The 20947-nt window shown below is 34.4% G+C and carries 12 protein-coding genes; 1 reads left to right on the forward strand and 11 read right to left on the reverse strand.

Annotated elements, in window-relative coordinates; genetic code table 11:
• Positions 1-13: 13 nt before the first annotated feature.
• The 6 genes from IRZ99_RS13540 to IRZ99_RS13565 form a co-directional block, all read right to left on the reverse strand.
• On the reverse strand, positions 14-2182 hold the full coding sequence (locus IRZ99_RS13540; protein ID WP_194657767.1) for a hypothetical protein: 2169 nt from the start codon (positions 2180-2182) through the stop codon (positions 14-16).
• A gap of 10 nt (positions 2183-2192) precedes the next feature.
• Complete coding sequence (locus IRZ99_RS13545; RefSeq protein ID WP_194657768.1) at positions 2193-3317, reverse strand: glycoside hydrolase family 76 protein; 1125 nt, start codon at positions 3315-3317, stop codon at positions 2193-2195.
• Positions 3318-3329: 12 nt separating this feature from the next.
• Complete coding sequence (locus IRZ99_RS13550; protein ID WP_194657769.1) at positions 3330-5798, reverse strand: glutaminase family protein; 2469 nt, start codon at positions 5796-5798, stop codon at positions 3330-3332.
• 143 nt (positions 5799-5941) lie between these two features.
• Positions 5942-7330 carry a discoidin domain-containing protein gene (locus tag IRZ99_RS13555; RefSeq protein WP_194657770.1) on the reverse strand — a complete coding sequence of 463 codons (1389 nt, stop codon included), beginning with the start codon at positions 7328-7330 and terminating at the stop codon, positions 5942-5944.
• Between the two features lie 76 nt (positions 7331-7406).
• Positions 7407-9203, reverse strand: coding sequence for a RagB/SusD family nutrient uptake outer membrane protein (locus IRZ99_RS13560; protein ID WP_194657771.1), 1797 nt, complete (start codon positions 9201-9203; stop codon positions 7407-7409).
• A 36-nt stretch (positions 9204-9239) separates the two neighbouring features.
• Complete coding sequence (locus tag IRZ99_RS13565; RefSeq protein WP_228519086.1) at positions 9240-12410, reverse strand: TonB-dependent receptor; 3171 nt, start codon at positions 12408-12410, stop codon at positions 9240-9242.
• 467 nt (positions 12411-12877) lie between these two features.
• Between IRZ99_RS13565 and IRZ99_RS13570 the strand changes: the two genes are divergently transcribed.
• Entirely contained in the window at positions 12878-14956 is a 2079-nt protein-coding gene (locus tag IRZ99_RS13570; RefSeq protein WP_194657772.1) for a hypothetical protein, read from the forward strand.
• A 799-nt stretch (positions 14957-15755) separates the two neighbouring features.
• On the opposite strand, the gene IRZ99_RS13575 is transcribed toward IRZ99_RS13570, so the two are convergent.
• From IRZ99_RS13575 to porV, 5 genes are all read right to left on the reverse strand, one after another.
• Complete coding sequence (locus IRZ99_RS13575) at positions 15756-16454, reverse strand: DUF1826 domain-containing protein (protein ID WP_194657773.1); 699 nt, start codon at positions 16452-16454, stop codon at positions 15756-15758.
• 263 nt (positions 16455-16717) lie between these two features.
• Positions 16718-17272 (reverse strand): porin family protein, encoded by a 555-nt coding sequence (locus IRZ99_RS13580; protein WP_194657774.1) that lies wholly within the window; start codon positions 17270-17272, stop codon positions 16718-16720.
• Between the two features lie 371 nt (positions 17273-17643).
• Positions 17644-18183: a DUF3575 domain-containing protein gene (locus IRZ99_RS13585; RefSeq protein ID WP_194657775.1), complete on the reverse strand. Its 540-nt coding sequence runs from the start codon at positions 18181-18183 to the stop codon at positions 17644-17646.
• A gap of 95 nt (positions 18184-18278) precedes the next feature.
• Complete coding sequence (locus tag IRZ99_RS13590; protein ID WP_194657776.1) at positions 18279-19415, reverse strand: helix-turn-helix domain-containing protein; 1137 nt, start codon at positions 19413-19415, stop codon at positions 18279-18281.
• A 341-nt stretch (positions 19416-19756) separates the two neighbouring features.
• Positions 19757-20914: a type IX secretion system outer membrane channel protein PorV gene (porV, locus tag IRZ99_RS13595; RefSeq protein WP_194657777.1), complete on the reverse strand. Its 1158-nt coding sequence runs from the start codon at positions 20912-20914 to the stop codon at positions 19757-19759.
• Positions 20915-20947 lie beyond the last annotated feature (33 nt).

Genomic DNA, 20947 nt, shown 5'->3' on the forward strand with positions numbered 1-20947 from the left:
TTCCTATTTTAATTTACCATTTCAGTTCTACCTGAACGCCTTTACTGCTGTTTTCAAACTGTAAAAGACAGGTTCTGCTTCCTTCGTCCCAGCTGCTGGTAAATTCTTTAATAATTTGATTTGCATCGTTTTTTAATACGATTTCAATTGGTTTTGAAGGCAAAAGAACACGCATTGCATTTTTTGTATTTGAAGGGCTTTTTGTTAAAAAAGAATAACTTTTTCTGCTCGTTTTCTCTTTATAAACCCTTGAAGCGGCACATAAAACCTGAGGTTGATTTTTATTTTCAATTCGGTCTAAATCGTACAAGTAGGCTTGTTCTCCCGGATACACTATTTTTTCATGTAAAACAGGCAATTCAGGATCAAAAAGATCAATTACATCACGACTGATATGAAGTGGTTCTTTACTTGTACTTTCATCTAAAACTGCCACAATATCATAGGGTCCCCTTTCTAAATAATAGTAATTTTTAAGTTCCAATTCTTCTTTTGGAGCAATATTGTGATACGCTGTTGCTACCATATCCAAAAAGAAATTATCGTTGTCTTTTTTCAAAACCAATTCTTTTGGATTTTCACGAACTACAAATACATTACCTTTTCCGTACGTATAGCTTGTTTTTGAATTCTCCACTTTAATGTTCATCAATTCAAAAAGATGCGCTGATGGAGCTGCATAATTATTACCGTCCTTATTCCACCATTCGCTTACTTTTTGAAATGGATCATCATCTCTTCCGTAATAAATCAGCATTCCGCCTTCTTTAACCCATTTTGCCAAAACCTCATGATTTTCAGGCGAAAGCGGTTTCATATTCGCATACGACATGATCAGGACTTTGGTATCTTTTAAACCGGAAACTAGATCCAGATTCTCCATGTGAACGGTTCCAACGGGAACTCCTCTTTTTAACAAAGGCAACGCCATCCCGTAAAAATTAGAAAGCGAAGGATCTGTATAGCCATCATGAATTGGAAAACGCTGAAACATAATAGAGTTGGCAAGCAAGACATTAATTCCTTTTGTTCCATTGATTTCATTTTTTGAAAGCGGCATGTTGTTCAATGAATTAATCATAACCTGCATTTGCGTTCCGTAAGCTTTAGAAAGTGGTTGTCTTTCCTGCCCTTCTTCCATTTTAAACTTACCTAAATAAATTCGTGGCGGCCAAGGCATCACTTCATAATTTGCAACTGTTGGATACAGTAATTGTGCGGTAAAAGTGGCTTGGTAATTTTTTTTATAATCTGCCCAAGTCTGGCTTCTATCCTCAATTGGATCTGTCAGAAAAAACATTTCGCGCCCTGTAGGTGCCGTCATTGAAACCATAGAACCGTATTCTAGAAAGGCATTCTCAAAAGTTCTCTCTCTAAATTCTCCATTAAAATAAACTCGTTCTCTAGAAGTTCCTGTCCAAACCTGTGCAATATAGCCGTCCATGTGTGGAAGTTGTGCCAGACTTGCTTCAGGGCTAACAATTTCCCAAGAAGCGTAATTAATTAACGAGTGTGTTGGTACATAACATTTTACTTTTTTGTCAACACTCTTACTATAGGTGTGCACATATTCAAATACATTTTTCAAGGCATTGAAATACAAATCATACTTTAGTTTTGAAGACAAATAGGTCGCTTCAGGAGATTCATCCTGAGCTTGCCACGGCGAACCATAAAACTTTTGCCACTCTTTTTTGAAGGCATCACTATAACCGGCTCTTGCCCAAAATTCAGGTTCTTCAAGATAAATAGCAGTTGATCCGGCATCAATTGCCTGTTTGACCAATCCTTTAATATACTCAATATATCCGGCAGTCGGAACAGTATAAGGCACGTCTTCACCGTGCCAGATAATGTCTCCGTTTTTCATTTTCTGCCCTTCGTCAAAATGTTGTTTGCCGTCGTATTTTCCTTTAAAATAATCTTTGTATTGTCCCCAGGCAATACCGGTCATGAACTGAATGGTATATCCGTTGTCTTTCCAGCTTTTTGCCCTTTCCTTAAAGTTTCCGCCGGCATCATTTATACCATAAACAATGGCGGCATCTGCTCTTACATCATAAGCAGGGCTCCAGGCATCTGATACCTGGAATACTGTTTTTGGTTCTTTTTGCTGAGCGAAAAATTGCGTTGGCAAAATAAAAAGACCAGAAAGGATTATCAATTTAGAATAACTTTTCATGCTTTGTTTTTTATTTTTGAGCTGGAGGTGCAATCTGCATAATACCTACCGCACTACAAGCCTCAAATGACTGAACTGTTAAAACCGGACATGGAATATCATAGTCACGGAACATGATGTTTCTGTTTTTATCCCTGTTTCTCCATGCAACATCTCCGTTTTTACGAAGCCATGTCAGGTATTGGTCTTGTCCTCCGTCGTTTACCAATGCCATTGTATATCTTGCAAAAATGGCTTTTAGAACACCTTGCTCATTCCAATCTCCTTCAGCAGGAAGAATTCCCTCAGTGCTTGACATTACATTTTTAGTATAATCAGCTGCTAATTTTGCGTCATTTAGATATGATTCATCTTTTGTTACTTTGTAAAGTGCCACTGCAGCGCCAATACAAGTTCCTTGATTATAAGTATAATCGGACCAGCCCGGATTATTTCCAATTTTATTATCTGCTACACGGCCTGTTGTTTTTTGAAATAAATTATTTTTAGACCAGTCATAAATACTTTTTGCTTTTTCCAAATAAGCAGCATCGCCGGTAATTTTATACAATTCCATAGCTGCAATTACGGTTGGATAATTGATGCATGAATTTTTACCCGAATGCTGAAAATCCCAGAACATTCCGCCGTTGATTGGATCGTATGAACCATTCCAAACATATTCAAAACCTTTTATCGAGTTTTGTAGATATTCGTCATTTTTAGTTATTTCATATGCTCTGCTTAGTGAAATTACCCACCACATCATATCATCATAAATGAACCATTTTACCTTGTTGCTATAATTAAAGCCATCATACTCTTTATAAGCACCTTGGTAAATATCATTGATCAAAGTCAGGTATTTTGCATCGTTGGTACGCTTGTAGGCATCCATTGAAATGTCCCAAAAAATAGCCTGAGTCCAAATAGATCCCAGCCCGCTTTTTTCAGTAGTACTGTAATATAATTTAGCATCTTTATTATAAAATTGCATGTTAAACGCTTCATAGGCAACAGTTGCATCTTCAGATGTATAAGGAACAACATTAGAGGTGTCCGGTGTCCATAAAGGCGGTCCTGTAGGCTCGTCATTGCTACAGAATGAAAAAAGAACACTTGCTAAAACCAGGTAAATTATTTTAAATTTTTTCATACTAATCGTATTTTATTTTTTTGTTGTTTTCCACTTTAAAAGTTGCATATAATATCCTCCAACGACAGATCTTGCTTTAAAATTCACCATGTGTCCATCTACAGTCTGGTGCCAGTCACTTAAAGGAACTCTATCTGGTGTTTCATTTGCATACAACCAAACTGGGTCAATAATTGACTCAAAATCTTTTTGATTATCTGTTAAAGTCGCCGACCAGATAATCCAATCTGATTTAGTATAATTTTCGCGGCTGTCTAGTGGCATACCGTATTTATTTTGTTTGGTCAAGTAATATGCAACCTCTGTTTTTCTCACACTTTCAGGGAACGCATTCAAATCTAAAATTGTATCCCAAGCCAAATTGTATTTTTGACTCCAAGTTCCTGGTTTTCCAAAAGCTAAACTATAATGATCTTTATCTTTCGCTAAATCCATCCATTTCAAAGCCATTTCTTTTGCGGAAGAGGAAAATTCCTGCTCTGTTTTTTTATCGCCTAACATTCCTGCAAGTTTTCCGTATGCTGCCAAAGCTTCAATTGCTTTTATTGAAAGATTTGAATTTCTAGCTAAATGCCCGGCAAAATCATCTGTTGACAGTTGGTTTTCAGGATCAAATCCGCTTTTCTTCAAATAGTTGGCCCATTCTGTTAAAGTTGCCCAGTGTTTTTTAGCATAATCTGCGTTGCCTTCTTGTTGTGCTATTGCCGCTACAACAACAATTGCATTTCCAGCCTCTTCAACCGGCATATCTTCTCCGTAAGTTTGCCCAGTTGCAATTGGATAAGTTCCTAAATCGTGTGATGGGAAAGGTTTTTTCCACTTTCCGCTTTCACTGTAGTAAAAGATTCCGTTTAGCATTCCTTCCATTAATTTTGGATTGTAAATCAAGAATAATGGCGCAGATGGATACGTTAAATCAACTGTATTTATAGATCCGTTACTGTGGTTTTCTTTAGAAAGGAAAAGAATATCACCGTTTGGAGCTTGTGTAATAGAATGTGCTGCAATAGCTTGTCTGTAAGCTAAAATACATAAATCAGCATATTTTTTTCCGCCTGCTTTTGTTGCGTCTGATTTTAATTTTTCATCAAAAGCAGCAGTTTTTGTCATTAATTTTTCATACTCAGATTTTGCTTCTGAAAGTGCATTTTCCATCGTATTTCCGTCTTTTTTCCACCAAGGTTTTAAATTAGTGTCAAAATAATTTACGGCAAATAATTCGTCATAACCCATCATAAATACCTGTTTAGCTTCTTTTTTACCTACAGAACCAAGATCAACAATAGTATTTAGATTTAAATTATTCCCTTTTTGATTTACAGCTTCTGATGCGGGTTTATTGGTTAAAAAAGGTTCAAAACCAGTATTGGCAGAAGAAATGTACTGTTTTACATTTTTAGAAGATGGAGTTGCTACATAAGCATATCCCCAGTCAATACGAACATCATCACCTTTCTTTTGAAGAACTGGCTGCTCAGTCGTACCTGCTTTTAAAATTGCCAATTCGTTTTGGTTATAATGCCATGCTTCAACTTCCTGAGCAGGAGAATCAACTGCTAAAGAACTAGATGCACCTAAATAAACCTGAACATCATGTTTATTGCCATCTTTAGAATTTACTGCCAATGAAATATAAGTTACCGGGCGGCTTAATACTTTTAAATTATCCAGTAAAAGAGGAGAAGTAAAAGTTACTTTAAGCTCTGCTTTTCCACAATCAAAAACATATTTTGTATTCGTTGCTTCCAACGTTACATTTGTTTGAACTGCTTGATGAACAGTAACATTTTTCATTGAAACATCTTCAGTAACTAAACCTGCGTCAAGCCATTGTCCTCCCGCTGAGTTTTCAATATGAACAGCCAATACATTATTTTTTGCCTTTAGTTTTTTAATAACTGACTTGTCAATTGCGATATATTTGTATTGGTGTTTCCAACCGCTTACGTCATAAATTTTCTCTCCATTTAAATACACCTGAATATTATCGTCATGACGTAATTTTAAAAATAATTTATCGAATTTTTTATCGCTCAAATCGAATGTTCTTCTTGTCCAAAGATTTTTAGATTTCCAGCTTGTTTTTGCTTTTGAATCGTCATCAGTAAAAGGTGCTTTTCCGGTTTTCCATGCAGCATCATTAAAATCAGCATTATTCCAATTTGATGAAGGAGATTCTTCTGTATATTTTACAGCATAATTTTCTTCATCAGCAGTAGGCAAAACTGTTTTGTAAGCTGTTGATTCAACTCCAAGAAAACGATACACTTCGCCGTCAATTTTTATTAATCCCGTTAGAGACTGTTCTGCCCCTGTCCAGTGTTGCGTTGCTACGGTATTCAGTTCATTTCCTGCAGACCAAACACTTTGGTAAGGCGTATGTGTGATTAATGGGTAAGATGGTGCTCTTAATTCTTGTGCTTTGCTTGTATTGACAACGGCCAAAGTAAGGGCCATGATCGATAGATATTTTTTTATCATTATTCGTTTATTCAAATTTTACTTAAAAAAGAAATATTATTATTCAGAAGATTAATTCTGCGAGTTTTAAATAATGGAGCATTCTGACTAACCAATTTCAGAATGCCCCCATTATCACTACTAAGCTTAATTAATCCAAACTTTTATTTTCTTACGTAATACTGTCTCCATTCACTTATTTGAATTGCATCACTACCATAGTTGGCTGTGATGTTAATTCTGTAATATTTGTAAGCAGTTTCATTTTCTACGACAAACTCTCTGGTTTGATTTCTTCCGCTGAAAACCTGATTAGTTCTTTTGTCCAAAGAAGTCCATGCAGAACCATCATTTGAACCTAGCAATTCCCAATTTTTAGCGTCACGATCCGGCGCATCATTACCTGAAGTGAAATTATATTTATTTACTACGGCAGCTTCTGTAAGTTCTTGCTGCATCCAGAAATTGATATTATTAGTATCTAAACCACCAACTAAAAACTTAGTATTTAGGTCATTATCAATTAATTTCAAAGATCCTTCTCCTCCTTCAGCTCCGTTTCCGTTGTCTTTACTTACTGTTAATTTAGCACCTGTAGTTAGATCTGTTATATTTACAACAGGTTCAAAAGGGTAATTTAAAGTTGGGAAATCAGCTCGAGCATCTAATAATTGTTCTTGCCACTCATCGCTCCATCCAAAAGCAGCTTCTGCAAGCGGTTGTAAATCGTCTCCAGTTGCACCGCTAAAAAAGTGTACAAACTCTCCCATATTCATTTGATGATCATAAGAGTTCCCATTTGTTGGAAAAAATTGACCAGCTAGTTTAAAGAAGTTTCCAAGTACTAAACTTCCACCGTGATCTTTGTATATTGGCAAATACCAATCTTTAAACCAATAGGTATTTTCTTTAGGAAAGTTTTCTGTTTTTGCATTGTAAACAGCAGCAATACGATCAGCATCAGCCTGCATTTGCAATGTCGTGTAAATGTCATAAGTAAAAATTTCTCCAAAAGTATTTCCCCAAACTGCTTGTGCAGGAGAACCGTTTATTCCTCTAGAAGAAGTCTCAACAATTTGACTGATTGCTAAAAGCGGATTGTCAATATTGTTTCCTTTCATTTCATAACCTTCAAACGCAAGGTCAAAAATACTTCTGTTTCCGCTTTCGTCGTTAAAAGTAGTTCCTACATAAGTGGTACCTTTGCTTTTGTCATGAAAAACAACATATAATCTGTTGTCTCCGCCAAAGTCTCCGTAAGTATTCGTTACTTGTTTCCATGTATTTTTGAAAAAATCATTTGGCCAGTCTAAAGGTCTTTTTACGTCATTATCATAATATACAGCGACATTTTTATCAAAAAATTGACGGTATAATTTGTCCTTATGATCGCCCCAGTTTTCATTTATTTCTCTTGGAGGCGCTCCCGCAGGATCAGTATTTACAATTGCATCCGGAAGTCCTTCAATAAGCGAAGTCTCATCATCGTTGCAAGAGCAAAGTAAGCTTGTAACAAAAATTAATGAAATAATTTTTACGATATTTTTATTCATAGGTTTACGTTTTAAAGGTTATTTAAGCGCCGTTTTTTAGTAAAAAACAGCGCTGTAAAATAGTTCCAGACTTAAATTACCATCCAGGATTTTGAATCAACTTAGTATTAGTGTTCAATTCTTTTTGTGGTATTGGCCATAAATAATGTCTTTGATTGAAAACCCTTTGTTCAAAAATTATTTGTTTGTAAAAGTTAACTTCTTCAACTGCATTGATATCCATACCGTGGAAAGGCCCACCAAATTTTTGCTCTGCTTCTTTCCATCTGCGAACGTCAAAATAACGTACATTTTCAAAAGCAAGCTCTACTCTACGCTCCTTGTGAATAGCATCACGCATTTGCGATTGACTAGCAGGAACTGGCAAGCCAGCATCTCCGTATTGCGGAATTCCAGCACGCTCTCTGATTTTGTTCAAATAAATCAAAATATCAGGATTTGATGCGTCGTATTCATTCAAGGCTTCAACATAATCCAAGTAAATCTCAGCAAGACGCAACATTGGAATACTTCTGTTTGTATTGTTCTTATTACCCGTAATCATGGTTTTCCTAACCATATATCCTGTTGGCGTATAATCGTTTGCACCAACTTTACGTCCCGAGTTACCTCCGTACCAAGTTGCTGTAATAATATTTCCGAAATCACGGTTTAACCAAAGGCTTTCATTATAAGTAACACCAACATAAAATCTAGGTTCTCTGTTTGCCCATTGGTTGTAAGTTTGTCTTTGCTGATAATCAAACGGTGCTTGAAAATTTGAGAAACCTGTTGTTTGGTAACCTGAAGCCGGATCATCAATAGAACGGCCGTTTGCGGTAAAATAAGCATCAACCATTTCCTGCGTTACCGCTAGTCCGCCTGCTCCATGCACTTCATCTGGATAGCCTGAATGATAAGGCGTTACATCATAATGGTATGAAATTCCACCACGAGGTCGTGCATAAATCATTTCTTTATTCCAATCTTTCAACATTACATCACGCGTTGATAAATAAGGATTGTAAGATCCATCAGAATTGTATTCTTTAAACAAATCATAGGTTGTAGGAACGTATTCATCGATGAATGCTTTTGAAGCGTCAGCAGCTAATTTCCATCTGTTTACATCAACTGATTGCGAAATATATTGTTTACCTTCCTCATCAACAAATCCTGAATAATCAGTATTTCCGTTAAAAAGCGGACTTGCATTTAACAACAATGCTTTTTCTTTAATTGCTAAAGCAAAAGGTCTGCTCATTCTACCGGCATTGTCATCTGTAAACGAAACTGTTTTCAAAGCTTCTGCTCCAATATTCAATTCACTTACAATATAATCCACACATTCCTGCATACTGTTTCTGCGTAAATTCAGTGCAACTAAATCAGCATCAACTGGAACTGGTTTTTCTCCCATAAGGATAACCGGACCGTAAATTCTAATTAAATTATAGTACCAATATGCTCTTAAAACTCTCGCTTCAGCAATATATTGATTGGTTCTGTCGTCTGAACAGTCAGCACATTTTCCTATATTTTGAATTAAAGTCGAACAATCTCTGATACCTCCGTAAAAGTTAGACCATTGATCATACGTTTCGCCGCTATCAGCATTCCAGTCACCTATGTCCATAAAGTTACCAAAATGGAAGGATACCCAATATTCTGCCTCATCAGAAGCACCAAGCCAAGGACCAGAATGAGAGTTAGTATCTCTCTGATCTAATTCACTTGGTACACGTGAATAAATGTTTGCAAGGTATTTTTCTACAGTGCTTCTTTGAGAAAAAGTTTCGTCGAAAGTCAAACGATCGTCTGGTACTTGATCTAAAAAATCATCATTACAGGAAAAGAATAAAAGTCCCGCAAATATTAATATTAATTTTTTCATCACTTGATTATTTAAATATTATACTATTTATTTTTATTAGAATTGTACGTTAACACCAACAGCTACTGTTGTAATGTTTGGATATGCTCTACCATTGCTGGTATTTAATTCAGGGTCCCACAATTTGAATTTTGAGAATGTCAATAAGTTAACCCCTCTAATATAAAATCTGGTATTTTTTATACTTGCCTTATCTGAAATACTAGAAGGAAGATTATATCCTAACTCTGCTGTTTTCAATCGTAAGAAACTAACATCTCTTAACCACCAAGAACTTATTTGTGTGTTGTTATTTTGTCCAATTCCTGAATCTCCATAAGATAATCTAGGGTACATTGCATAAGGATCATCACTATCCGGAGTCCAACGATCAATAGCCGAAGTATATAAATTACCAATACCTCCACCACCTACAAAAGGCTGTACAGATTGTCCGTTAAGCATAATGTCAGCATCAGACTGCCCTTGGAAAAACATACTCAAATCAAAACCTTTGTATTCTGCTGTTAGACCAAAACCATATGTAAAGGATGGAACATCTCCTCTACCAATTAATTTTTGATCATAAGAATCAATTTTACCGTCACCATTTAAATCTGTATATTTAATATCTCCAGGCATGATTTGTCCAAATTGAGATGGATATTGGCTTCCATCTGCAGGCGAAATAAATCCATCTTTATTAACATCATCCGCAAGTGTGTATAAACGTTCTGCCACATATCCAAAACGAGAATTTAAAGGTGTACCTCTTTTATCCTGCCAAGGGTAAAGTTGTTCCGGCTCTCCGTTTTCAACAATTTTATTTTCATTATATGTAAATGTTCCTCTAAACGAAAGTTTTAAATCACTAATGTTTTGAGTATAATTTACACTTCCGTCAAAACCTTTATTATCAACAATTCCAATATTTCCGTAAGGAGAAGCAGCAAGACCAATATAAATAGGCACATCTCCTCTTGGTAAAAATGCTCCAGAAGAACGATCCTTAAATAAATCAAAAATTACTTTAAGACTATTATTGAAAGCATTAACCTCAATACCTAAGTCACGTTTTCTTGAAGTAGCCCAAGTCACATCTGAACCGTAATATGTTTCGCGAATACCTGGAGTATATTGTGGATCTTCTCCAAAATCATATCCTGGCTGACCATCTTCTACACGGCTTAAGTAAGCAAAACGCCCTGCACCTGATGAAGCTCCAACTTTACCATCAGAATATCTAAATTTCAAATAATTGATTGTTGAGGCAAGAGGTGCAAAAAACTCTTCGTTTGAAACGATCCAACCAGCAGCAAAAGAAGGGAAGAATCCGTATCTGTTGTCAGGAGCAAAGTTCTCAGAACCATTGTAACCACCGTTAACCTCAAGAAAATAGCGATTATTATAACCGTAAGTAATACGACCTGCAAGTCCTTGATTTCTATACGGAATAGAAGCTGTAAAATCATTGGCAAAAGCATCAACAAAATCAGATCTGTTGAACAATAATAATCCACCAAAAGTGTGTTTGCCAAAAGTTTGATCGTAATTGAAAGAAGTTTCTAAATAAATTCTTCTATTACCTCCGTTTGATCTGCTGTATCCTAAATAATCAGTTCCAGCATATGTTTGATTTAAAATCAGCTGACCATCTTGTGTATAAGGCGTATTTTGATCTACAAAATAAGTACTTGGTCTTTTTCCTCTGTTCACATTTTGCTCATTGTAAGCATCAAAAGCAAACATTCCTGTCCAAGTCAAGCCTTTTGTCAAGACATCTAAATTTTGTGTTACTCTTAAGTTCGAGTTTATTTGGTTTTTAGTATTTGTTTTATATCCTCTTAAAGCAACTTGTGCGTAAGGGTTAAATACTGAAGTCGGTCCTTTTCCCGGAATAAATCCACCTGGATACATTACTGGAAAATCAACAGGAGAAGCTTCAAGTGCCGCACTATATACAGCATCTGCTCCAACTTCTGGATAATTTCCTTCAGAAAGATAACCACGAACTCCAAGAACCATACTTGTTGTTTTGGTAATATCTACATTTAAATTTGTTGTGAAATTATATCTTTTGAAACGTGTATCAGAATCGTAACTCTGAGTATCACTTGTTTTGAATAATCCTTTTTCATCATAATAGCCTAACGAAACATAATATTTAGCAGCTTCAGCTCCACCACTTACGTTTACAGTTGCCTGACGATTTTGCCCATATTTGTCGTAAACTGAATCCAGCCAGTCTACATCTGGATACAATAACGGGTCATATTTCGTTTCTGTACGGTTTATTGTTTCTTCAGAATATTTAGGTTGTTGTCCTCTGGTAACCAAAGCCTCATTTGCCAAACGCATATAAGTAACACCATTTACGAGATCTGGTACTTTTGTAAACGTGGTAATTCCTTGATTGTAATCAACCATAACTTGTGGTTTTCCAACCTTTCCTTTTCTAGTTTCAATAAGAATTACTCCATTTGCACCACGAATACCATATACCGCAGTTGCCGAAGCATCTTTTAAAATAGAAAACGAAGCAATATCAATTGGATTCAAATCGTCAATGGTACGTTCAACTCCATCTACTAAAATAAGCGGGCTTGAACTTCCAAAAGTCGAAAGACCGCGAATCCATAAATCAGCGCTGTTTCCACCCGGAAGACCTGAACGCTGTACGCCTGTCAAACCAGATATTCTTCCCGCCAACATCGTACTTACATTTGCCACCGGCTGTTTTAATTCGTCTACATCAACGGAAGATTGAGCGCCAACAACACTTACTTTTTTCTGTTTTCCGTATCCAACTACTACAACCTCATTAAGTGAATTTAAATCTGAAAGTAATTGAACGTCTATATTTTGTTTATTTCCAACTTCAACTTCAACTGTTTTTAATCCCTGATAAGTAAAAACTAAAATTGCATTTTTTGAACTCACTTTTATAGAATAATTTCCATCCATATCAGTTTGAGTTCCGTTTTTTGTTCCCTTTTCTAAAATAGAAACTAAGGGTAATGTTAATTTATCAGAATCTGTAACTGTTCCGGTAATAGTTATCGGATCCTGTTGAAAGGATAATTTTGCAGCAGAAACTGTATTTATCATACAAGAGGAAATGAGCAGACACATTAACGCGATCTTATTCAATTTCAATTTACAATTGACCTTAAAAAGAACATGACATGTCATTTTAAAAACAGTCTCCAAGAAATCTTTCGTTTTCATAAATGTTTGTGTTATTAATTTTTTTGGTTTATAGCTAGGTTAAAGTTTCGTTAACATTGCAAACATACTAAAACGTTTTAGTAAAAAAAATATAATTTCATATAATGCTGTTTTTTTCTATATTTTTTAAATAAATCATTATTTTAATGATAATTATTTACTAAATCGTTTTACTAACAGCCAAAAAGAGGATTTTTAATACAAAAAAACAAGTCTTAAATTTATAAAAAAATAAAAATTTATAGTAAAAATATTACTAAAATGATTTATCATTTGTTTATTGGCAATTACTTGATAAAACATTATTTATCTATCGATAATTTAAGACAGAATACATTATTAAATAAATATCAAAATCGCAGAAATATTATTTTGACGAACATCTTTTTTTAAACTAAATCGTGTTACTAAATCGTTTTACTAAATAGATTTGCTATATTGCATTTTCAAACTTCTAATCAAACCAAATGAAAAAAATCATTCTCGTCCTTTGTATTTTATCCTTTCTGGTGCTCAAGGCACAAGTGCCAGTTAATTTATCAGCTTTTAAAAATAATGGCGCCAAAGTTTCTGTAAAAGCGAAAATCCTCACCGCGACCTGGCCTACAGGTAAAGCGAGTACTGGTAAATTAATTTTAGATTTAGATAATCAGAAACCATTATTCAACAGTATTCAATTAAGCAATGCAAATGGTTTTAAAGAAATTGCCAATAATTTAGATCCAGCATTTATCCTTAGGATAGGTAAGAGAACTTTAAGTCCAAATAGCGGCGGTTGGGATGTCTTTTTTGATAAAGTACCCAATAGCCCGTACCAAACTTATAAAGTAGCATTTGATAAGCGTAAAACAAGTGTAAGTACGTCAGGTGCCCAAACAATAATTCGAATCTCAGAAATGAATGCAGCGAATTTTAGCGGAGTTTTAGAAATCACGCTTTATAATGGCAGTCCTTTATTTAATGTTGCATCGGTGCTTAGTACAAAAACAGATTCTACCGCCATTTTATACGATGCTGGCTTACTAAACAAAAAGGAACTATGGCAAAACATTGCATTTTCTGATGTGCAAAAAAATATACAATACATAAAACCTGCTAAAACCAATTTGGCTAAAAATTTAGAAGTGAAATACCGTAGTGTAATTGGAGAGAATAAATCGGGCAGTTTGGCAGTTTTTCCTGCACCTCATCAATATTTTTATCCTTTAGACGAGGCTTTTAATTTGAAATTTACCTGGTGTGGAAGTAATTATTTAGACATGTTTCCAGAATATGGAATAGGTATTCGTCAAGATCCAAAAGGAGATAACCGATATGTGCCATGGTTTAATTCGCCACCAAATACAGAACAGCGACTTAATTTTTTCTGTTTATTAAGTACCGATAATGCTGCAGTGGCCTTGGCAGAAGTAAAAAAATTCACCCATGATGATTCTTACTTGCCTATACCTGGGTACAAAACGATGGCTACCCATTTTCATAACGAGTTTATTTCTGATGTTGTCCTGAGCGGTAAACCCGTGCCAGAAAAACCAGAATTTGTAGATGTTTTAAAAACTGCGGGACTTGACATCGTAAAACTTGCAGAGTTTCATGGCCCAGGTCATCCGAAAGGTCCGGATACCACCAGACTAAAAGAACTTAATTCTTTATTCGAGCAAACTAAACGCCTATCCGATTCTAATTTTTTATTACTCCCGGGCGAAGAGGCCAATAACTTTTATGGTGGCCATTGGCTGGCCTTTTTTCCAAAACCAGTGTATTGGATAATGGATCGAAAAGCCGAAATGCCTTTTATGACCTACGATCCTATATATGGTAAAGTTTACCATGTAGGCGATAAAAACGAAATGCTTAAACTCCTGGAAACCGAGAAGGGTTTAGCCTGGGTAGCGCATGCCCGTACAAAAGCATCAACAGGTTACCCTGATAAATACAAAGACGAAGCTTTTTTTAAATCTGACACCTACATGGGTGCGGCATGGAAAGCTATTCCCGGCGATTTGGCATTACCAACTTTGAGCAAGCGGGTGCTTAATTTAATGGATGATATGGCCAATTGGGGTTATAAAAAGCATGTAATTTCTGAGGCCGATATTTTTACCATTACTCATCAAAACGAAATGTATGCTCATCTAAATGTAAACTATCTCCAGTTAGATAAATTGCCTAATTACGAAGATGGCTGGCAGCCCGTTTTAGATGCTATAAGCAACGGTAAATTTTTTGTAAGTACCGGAGAAATTCTAATTCCAGCATTTACTATCAATGGAAAAGGAGCTGGCGAAACATTAAAACTTACAGAAAAAGGCGATGCTAAAATTAAAATATCTCTTAACTGGACTTTCCCCTTAAGTTTAGCCGAAATTATTTCTGGTGATGGCAATAAAGTTTATCGCGAACACATAAATCTAAATAATACATTAGCCTTTGGTAAGCAGAATTTTAGCTGGTCTGTAAATTTAAAAGGCAAAAAATGGGTAAGAGTAGAAGCTTGGGATATTGCCACCAATGGTGCTTTTACACAGATGATTTGGCTGGAGTAAAAATACGAAGAGTAAATTTTGAATGAGGGAGTGTTTTGACAGTTTAATGTAAAATTCCTGTTCTATCCCCTACCAAACTGGGCATTGGATTTGTCATAAATGATAGAGTTTCTACACTAGCCGCGATGGGAGCGATATCTCCCGATTTAGTGAGCAGCGGGACTAAAGGTTATTATAAAACTTATGGTTTCTGCTCCTAAAACATTAATTAAGGTTTACAAAAAACGCCCAAAACTTTTCTATACTGAAGGTTTGGAGTTGCCTTCTAATTTGCCACAAAAACTTAAGGCGGTTTTTTCGAAATTTTCAATTTAAAAAATATTAAAATATTTTATTTTTGCAATTCATTCGTTTTAAACTAAAACGCTCATTTTAAACAAGTTAACATAAAAAGATAATTATTTTTATTTTCGTGGCAGAATCGTGGGGCAGTACATTTCGAACTCGAGTAAAATATTAAAATGTGGTATATAAGGGAGGTCTTGGATTTACAGTTCGAATCCCTCTTTCTCCGCGAAACTCTAAGCCCTTAACAAAGTTAAGGGTTTTGTCTTTTTATAACTTATCGAATTGCATTCCAAGGGAATCCTTTTAAAAGGTAACGGATCAAGTTTACAATTTCTAAAAAGCAAAAAAATTATGCACAATCAGACGAGCAAGCATAGCTTTTCATAACAATACTTCGAAGGACGGTGTTTCGAGTTTCTTTAGGTTTTTAAATATTGGTTTATTACCAAATCAATTCAGTTTTCAGGGATTTAAAAAAGTTTCCCCTTACGGAATTGCCCCAACAATTTCTTTAACAAATCAACAATAACCGATATTCGCCTTCATTTTCTAATGGCGCTCTATGAATACATGGTAATACTTGTTGTTTTGGGTGATCGACGGCCAGTCGCCAAAGATGCCCTAAACCTAAATTAATAGGTTCTACATCTGCATGTGCCTGATAATGCAAATCAAAGTAATTTTCCTTCAAAAAGTTTTCGAATTCTTGTTCTGTTCCATTATGCAGTTCTTTTAGCTTTGCCCGGATTTCTGGAATTAATATCTTTTGCTCCGCCTGCGAATTAGAAATAATATCACTTGCCGCTCCGTGATAGGTACATAAAAAAGTATCTGTTGCAATAGGCGAACGGTCAACATGAAAAGAATATACATCAGTGGATATGAAATCAAATTCATCATCACGCTCATAACACTTTAGTAAATTAAGAGAGGGTGAAGCACCAAAATCAGCTAGTAATTGTATATCGTTTAAGATTATATCCCTCGCTATATTTCCTTTTTCGGATAGTTGGAGTGCGATTAGATCTTCAGGATAAACTTCCGTTATATTTTCCTTTATATACAGTTTGCCTACGATCTCGTTAAAATCACCATCTAAATCTCTGTACCAGCATAGCGCATTTATTTCTCCCCTGAAATCGGTATTCACAAGGTCAGAAAAAGTAGACACCGAGCTAATTTGGCTACTGACAGAAAATATAGTACTCATTGTATAATATTAAGAGACAAGTTAATTAATGTATTACAAAAATATATAATAGTACCCAGTTACGGCATTTTTATGACTTTAAACTTTTGGAGTTGCTTCCTTTTCTGTCATAAAAAGGCTAAGGTGTTTTTTTGTATTTATAACAAAATTTATGATCTAATCACAGAACCAATATGGATCATAAAAAAACCTTATTCTTTTTTGAATAAGTTTTTTTTTAGTTTAAATATTTACATTTTTTTAAGCGATGAGATTATTATGATTTAGAAAAAGAAGTAACCAACAGATAATTGAAGTACGCCATTTTTATTTTTAACGAAATAACCCTCGACATTATTAATATCCGTTAATCCCACATTATATCGTACACCGAAATTAACTCCGTTGTCAAGTTTATAACCTAAGCCAAAATTAACACCAAAATCAACAGTATTAAAGGAATCTTTTACATCTATCTTTTCATTTTTAGCAGCAAGTAAAAAACCTATTTGTGGTCCGGCTTCAACACTCAAGCCTTTAGTTACATAGTATTTCCCCATTAAAGGAACATTCAGATAACTTAAAGCGATTGTATTATCATTAAAACTATAACCCTGCCCGGAATACATTATTTCAGGTTGAAAAGAAAATTTGTCTGAAATGGGAATTTCTGATAAAACACCAAAATTAAAAGATGTTACCATATCAATGTCTTCGGTATTATCTCCGTTAATAGTTGCAAAGTTTAAACCTCCTTTAGCACCAAATTTAATCTCTTGGGCAGTAACATTTGCAAATCCTAAAACTGTAACAACAGCTATTAATAAAATTTTTTTCATAAAAAGTGATTTGAATTATTTGAATCCAAAATTCGTTTAAGAAAAACTACAAAAGGTCTCAAAAGCTTAAAATTGTATAAATCGGTACCTATTTATTGGTGTTTTTATATTAGTTCAGTGTCTGTCAATCACTTTTTTAAAGGTTTTATAAAAAATTATTTTTGAAGTAAACCCACATTCTAATCCGTCGAATGGTGCAATGTTCCGTTGAATTTGTTTGAGGGGTATTTATCCAAAATAAAAAAGCTTCAGATTTCTCCGAAGCTTTATCTTAGTAGCGGAAAGCATTAAAATAGCTAACCACTTTATGCCTGATTTTTATAATGTTGTAGTAAGAATTCGATTTTTTTTTGATTGAATAATAAGTTCTGCTAAAATCGATATCCGGCACTTAGTCCAAATTTTGTAACAATAGTATGATCGGTTTTATCTGCATTGATTAATATACCGCCATAACCAACATTTGCTTCAAAAAGGAATCCGCTTTTACTGACCCATTTCCAGCCTCCGCCGGCACCGAGAGCAAAATTAATAACGTCAGGATTTTCGGTATATATTGAATGATCTTCTGAAGCGTATATTTTTTTGCCATCTGTTGAAGCCAGCATTAAAAATCCTTCAACAAACCAGCCTGATGCGTATTTTTCACCAAAATATCTTCTGTAATACGGAGATATTGAATAATTCAAATCTTTTTCACTCTTTGTATTGTCAAACACATAATAAAAAGAAAGCCCTAATGACGAATTATGATTTAAATGCCTTTCGTAACCAACCTGAAAAGATTGCCATAAGGGAGCAATTGCATTTAACTTAATTTCATTATTTTTCTGATAAGGATCAGTTTCATTTTGAGCATTGACAGAATAAAAAGTAAACAAAATGATGAGTAGTAAAAAGGTTTTTCTCATAAAAAATGATTTGAATTATTTAAATCCAAAATTCATGTAAGAAAAATTAGAAAAGGTCTCAAAAGCTTAAAAATCGATAAATTAATACTTATTTATTATTTACTGGTGTTTTTATACTCATTAGGTGTCTGTCCTGTATGTTTTTTAAAGGCTTTGTAAAAAGTTGCTTTTGAAGTAAACCCAGATTCTAGTCCCATCGCGAGCAAATTATAGTTATCATATTCAGAATTTAAGATCATTCCCTTAACAGCTTCAACCCGGTATTGATTAATGTAATTGGCAAAATTGTCTCCTGTTATAATGTTTATAATTTGCGACACATATCCTGCGCTTATACCTAGTTTTTCTGCAACCTTTTCTCTGTTTAAGTCACTGTCAGTATAAATGTGCTGCTCTTTGCAAAGAAGTTCCAGTTTTTGAAAATAAAGATTGTCTGCCGTTATAGATTCCCTATATTCTTGTAACGTACTATTGTCTACAATTTGAAGATTGCTATATGAAAGAGTTAAATCTGTATTTAGAAAATTATAAACAGCATCCTTGTTTTTGGCAAGTTTGTATTTGTAAATGCCTATATAAGCTGTCCAGTGAATTATGAATGTTGCAGATAAAGCCAGAATGCTCATAGCAGAAGAAATGTCATATTGAAGAAATAAGCCAGCTAGAGCGGTAATAAGAAAAGCGAATACCAATGAAGAAACAATTGTCAATAAGGTAATTATCCATTTTTTTTCCTGTGAATCTTTTAAATGCCTTATCATAAAATAAGAGTAAATAAGCAGGAATGGAATGAAGGTAACGGCTAAAGCAAGATGTATCAAACCAAGTATTTCGATGAGACCAATGCCTGAATCAGAAATAGTATAAATTCCTGCAACATGATCAAGATCTTGTACAATATTAAGAACAGCGGAATAGGCAAATGGAATAAAATACAAATACAATTTTTGTTTGCTTTTTACCATATCATCAATCCGGTTTATGACAAACAGGAATATGAAAGCAGGAATTAGAAATACCCACTCGATGTGATCAATAAACCGAAGAAAAGGATATGGAGTAAAGGCGTTTTCAATTTCAAAAACATGATTCAGTAAAATAATTGAAAGTGTAAATAGTAGGTATGCCAGATATTTATTTGAACTACTATTGAATAAAGAAGACTTTAAAATAATTAAGCCTAAGACTATTCCCTGAAAAACCGCAATATTTAAAAGTGTTGTATATATCAATTTTTTAATATAAGAGTTGTTTTTAAGATTTACTTTGGGATATAACGATAATCAGCTGTTTTTAAAACATAGCTTATTTCATACTAATTTACAAGGCGAATTTATATTAATGCTGATGACTTTCTTAGGGGATTAAGAAATGATTAACTAAAATGATTAATTAATTTTATAAAAAAAATAATGGAGTTGGTTGCTTTTGCGACAACAGTTTACAGGGTTGTTCATCAATTTTAAAAAAAATACCCCCAAATAGTCTTTAGCTTTTTGGGGGTAATTCATTATATGAATCTCTTTAGAGATTCTATGTTATAATTTCAAATAAGAAGAAAAAAACAATTGCTTTAATTATTTGCGCTTTTTTCCTTTTCTTCTATAGGATCTGCAACTTTTTCATCGATGTTAAAAGATAGTGAAAATCGCATTACATTATCTAATGGACCATTTTGCTTAGATGTAGAGCTTAGATATGAAAAATCAAAATTGGCTTTCTTGTATTTAAATCCAGCGCCAAGAGTAAGGTATTTACGATTTCCCTTTTCGTTATTTTCATTAAAATATCCTGTTCTAAATGCAAATCTTTTTTGATATGAATATTCCATTCCGAGTGCCCACGTAACTTCTTTAAATTCTTCACTTAAACCATCTTGCGCATCGGTAAAAGAACTAAATATTCCCTTTACAAAACTGGCTTCCTGATATTGAACATTCGTTTGATTATCCTGTGGCGACGGAACCAGCAACTTATTAAACTCTATCGAAGTTGCCAATGTATTATCCTGATCAAAGATAAAGTCAAATCCTCCACCCCATTTCAAATTAGCAGGTAAAAAACTTTCAGTAGATGCATCTCCATTGTATTTTAATTTCGGGCCAAGATTCGAAACATTAAATCCACCTCTCCAAATACCGTTAAATTTTTTAAAAGCCATTTCCGGTGATTGGTAGAATCCTGAAATATCTACAGCAAATGAACTTGCAGCACGAGCATCCGGATCAGCATCCTGAATTTCTAAATTAGAGTGAATATATCTTCCTGCAACGGACATCGCGAATGTTTCACTTAATTTTAAGGAATAAGACCCATCAAGCGAAAATTCATTTGGTTTCACAATTTGACCTGGGTCATCTTCATTTTGCTTGAATACGGTTTCTCCTAGTCCAAAATATCTTAAACTGAATGCATAAGCACTTCTTTCGTTGATTTTATTAAAGAAATTTAAATTTAATAAACCAATATCGTTCGACAATGATGTCATGTAGGGCGTATAACTCATTCCTATACCTAGTTTACTTTCAGAAAAAGGATATTTCGCGGCATTCCATTGCTGTGAATAAACATCTGCTGATGTTGCCACTCCCATATCTCCCATACCAGATGCTCTTGCATCTGCAGAGATTTGCAAAAAAGGAACTCCGGTAACAATAGGCCTGATTTGTTCTTGTGCGAGTAAATTTCCAACTCCAAAGAGAAGTGAAAATAAAAGAATTATTTTTTTCATGTGTATCTGTTGATTATTTTTTTGATTGAAACT

The organism is Flavobacterium sp. LC2016-12 (assembly GCF_015351595.1).
GTDB lineage: Bacteria > Bacteroidota > Bacteroidia > Flavobacteriales > Flavobacteriaceae > Flavobacterium.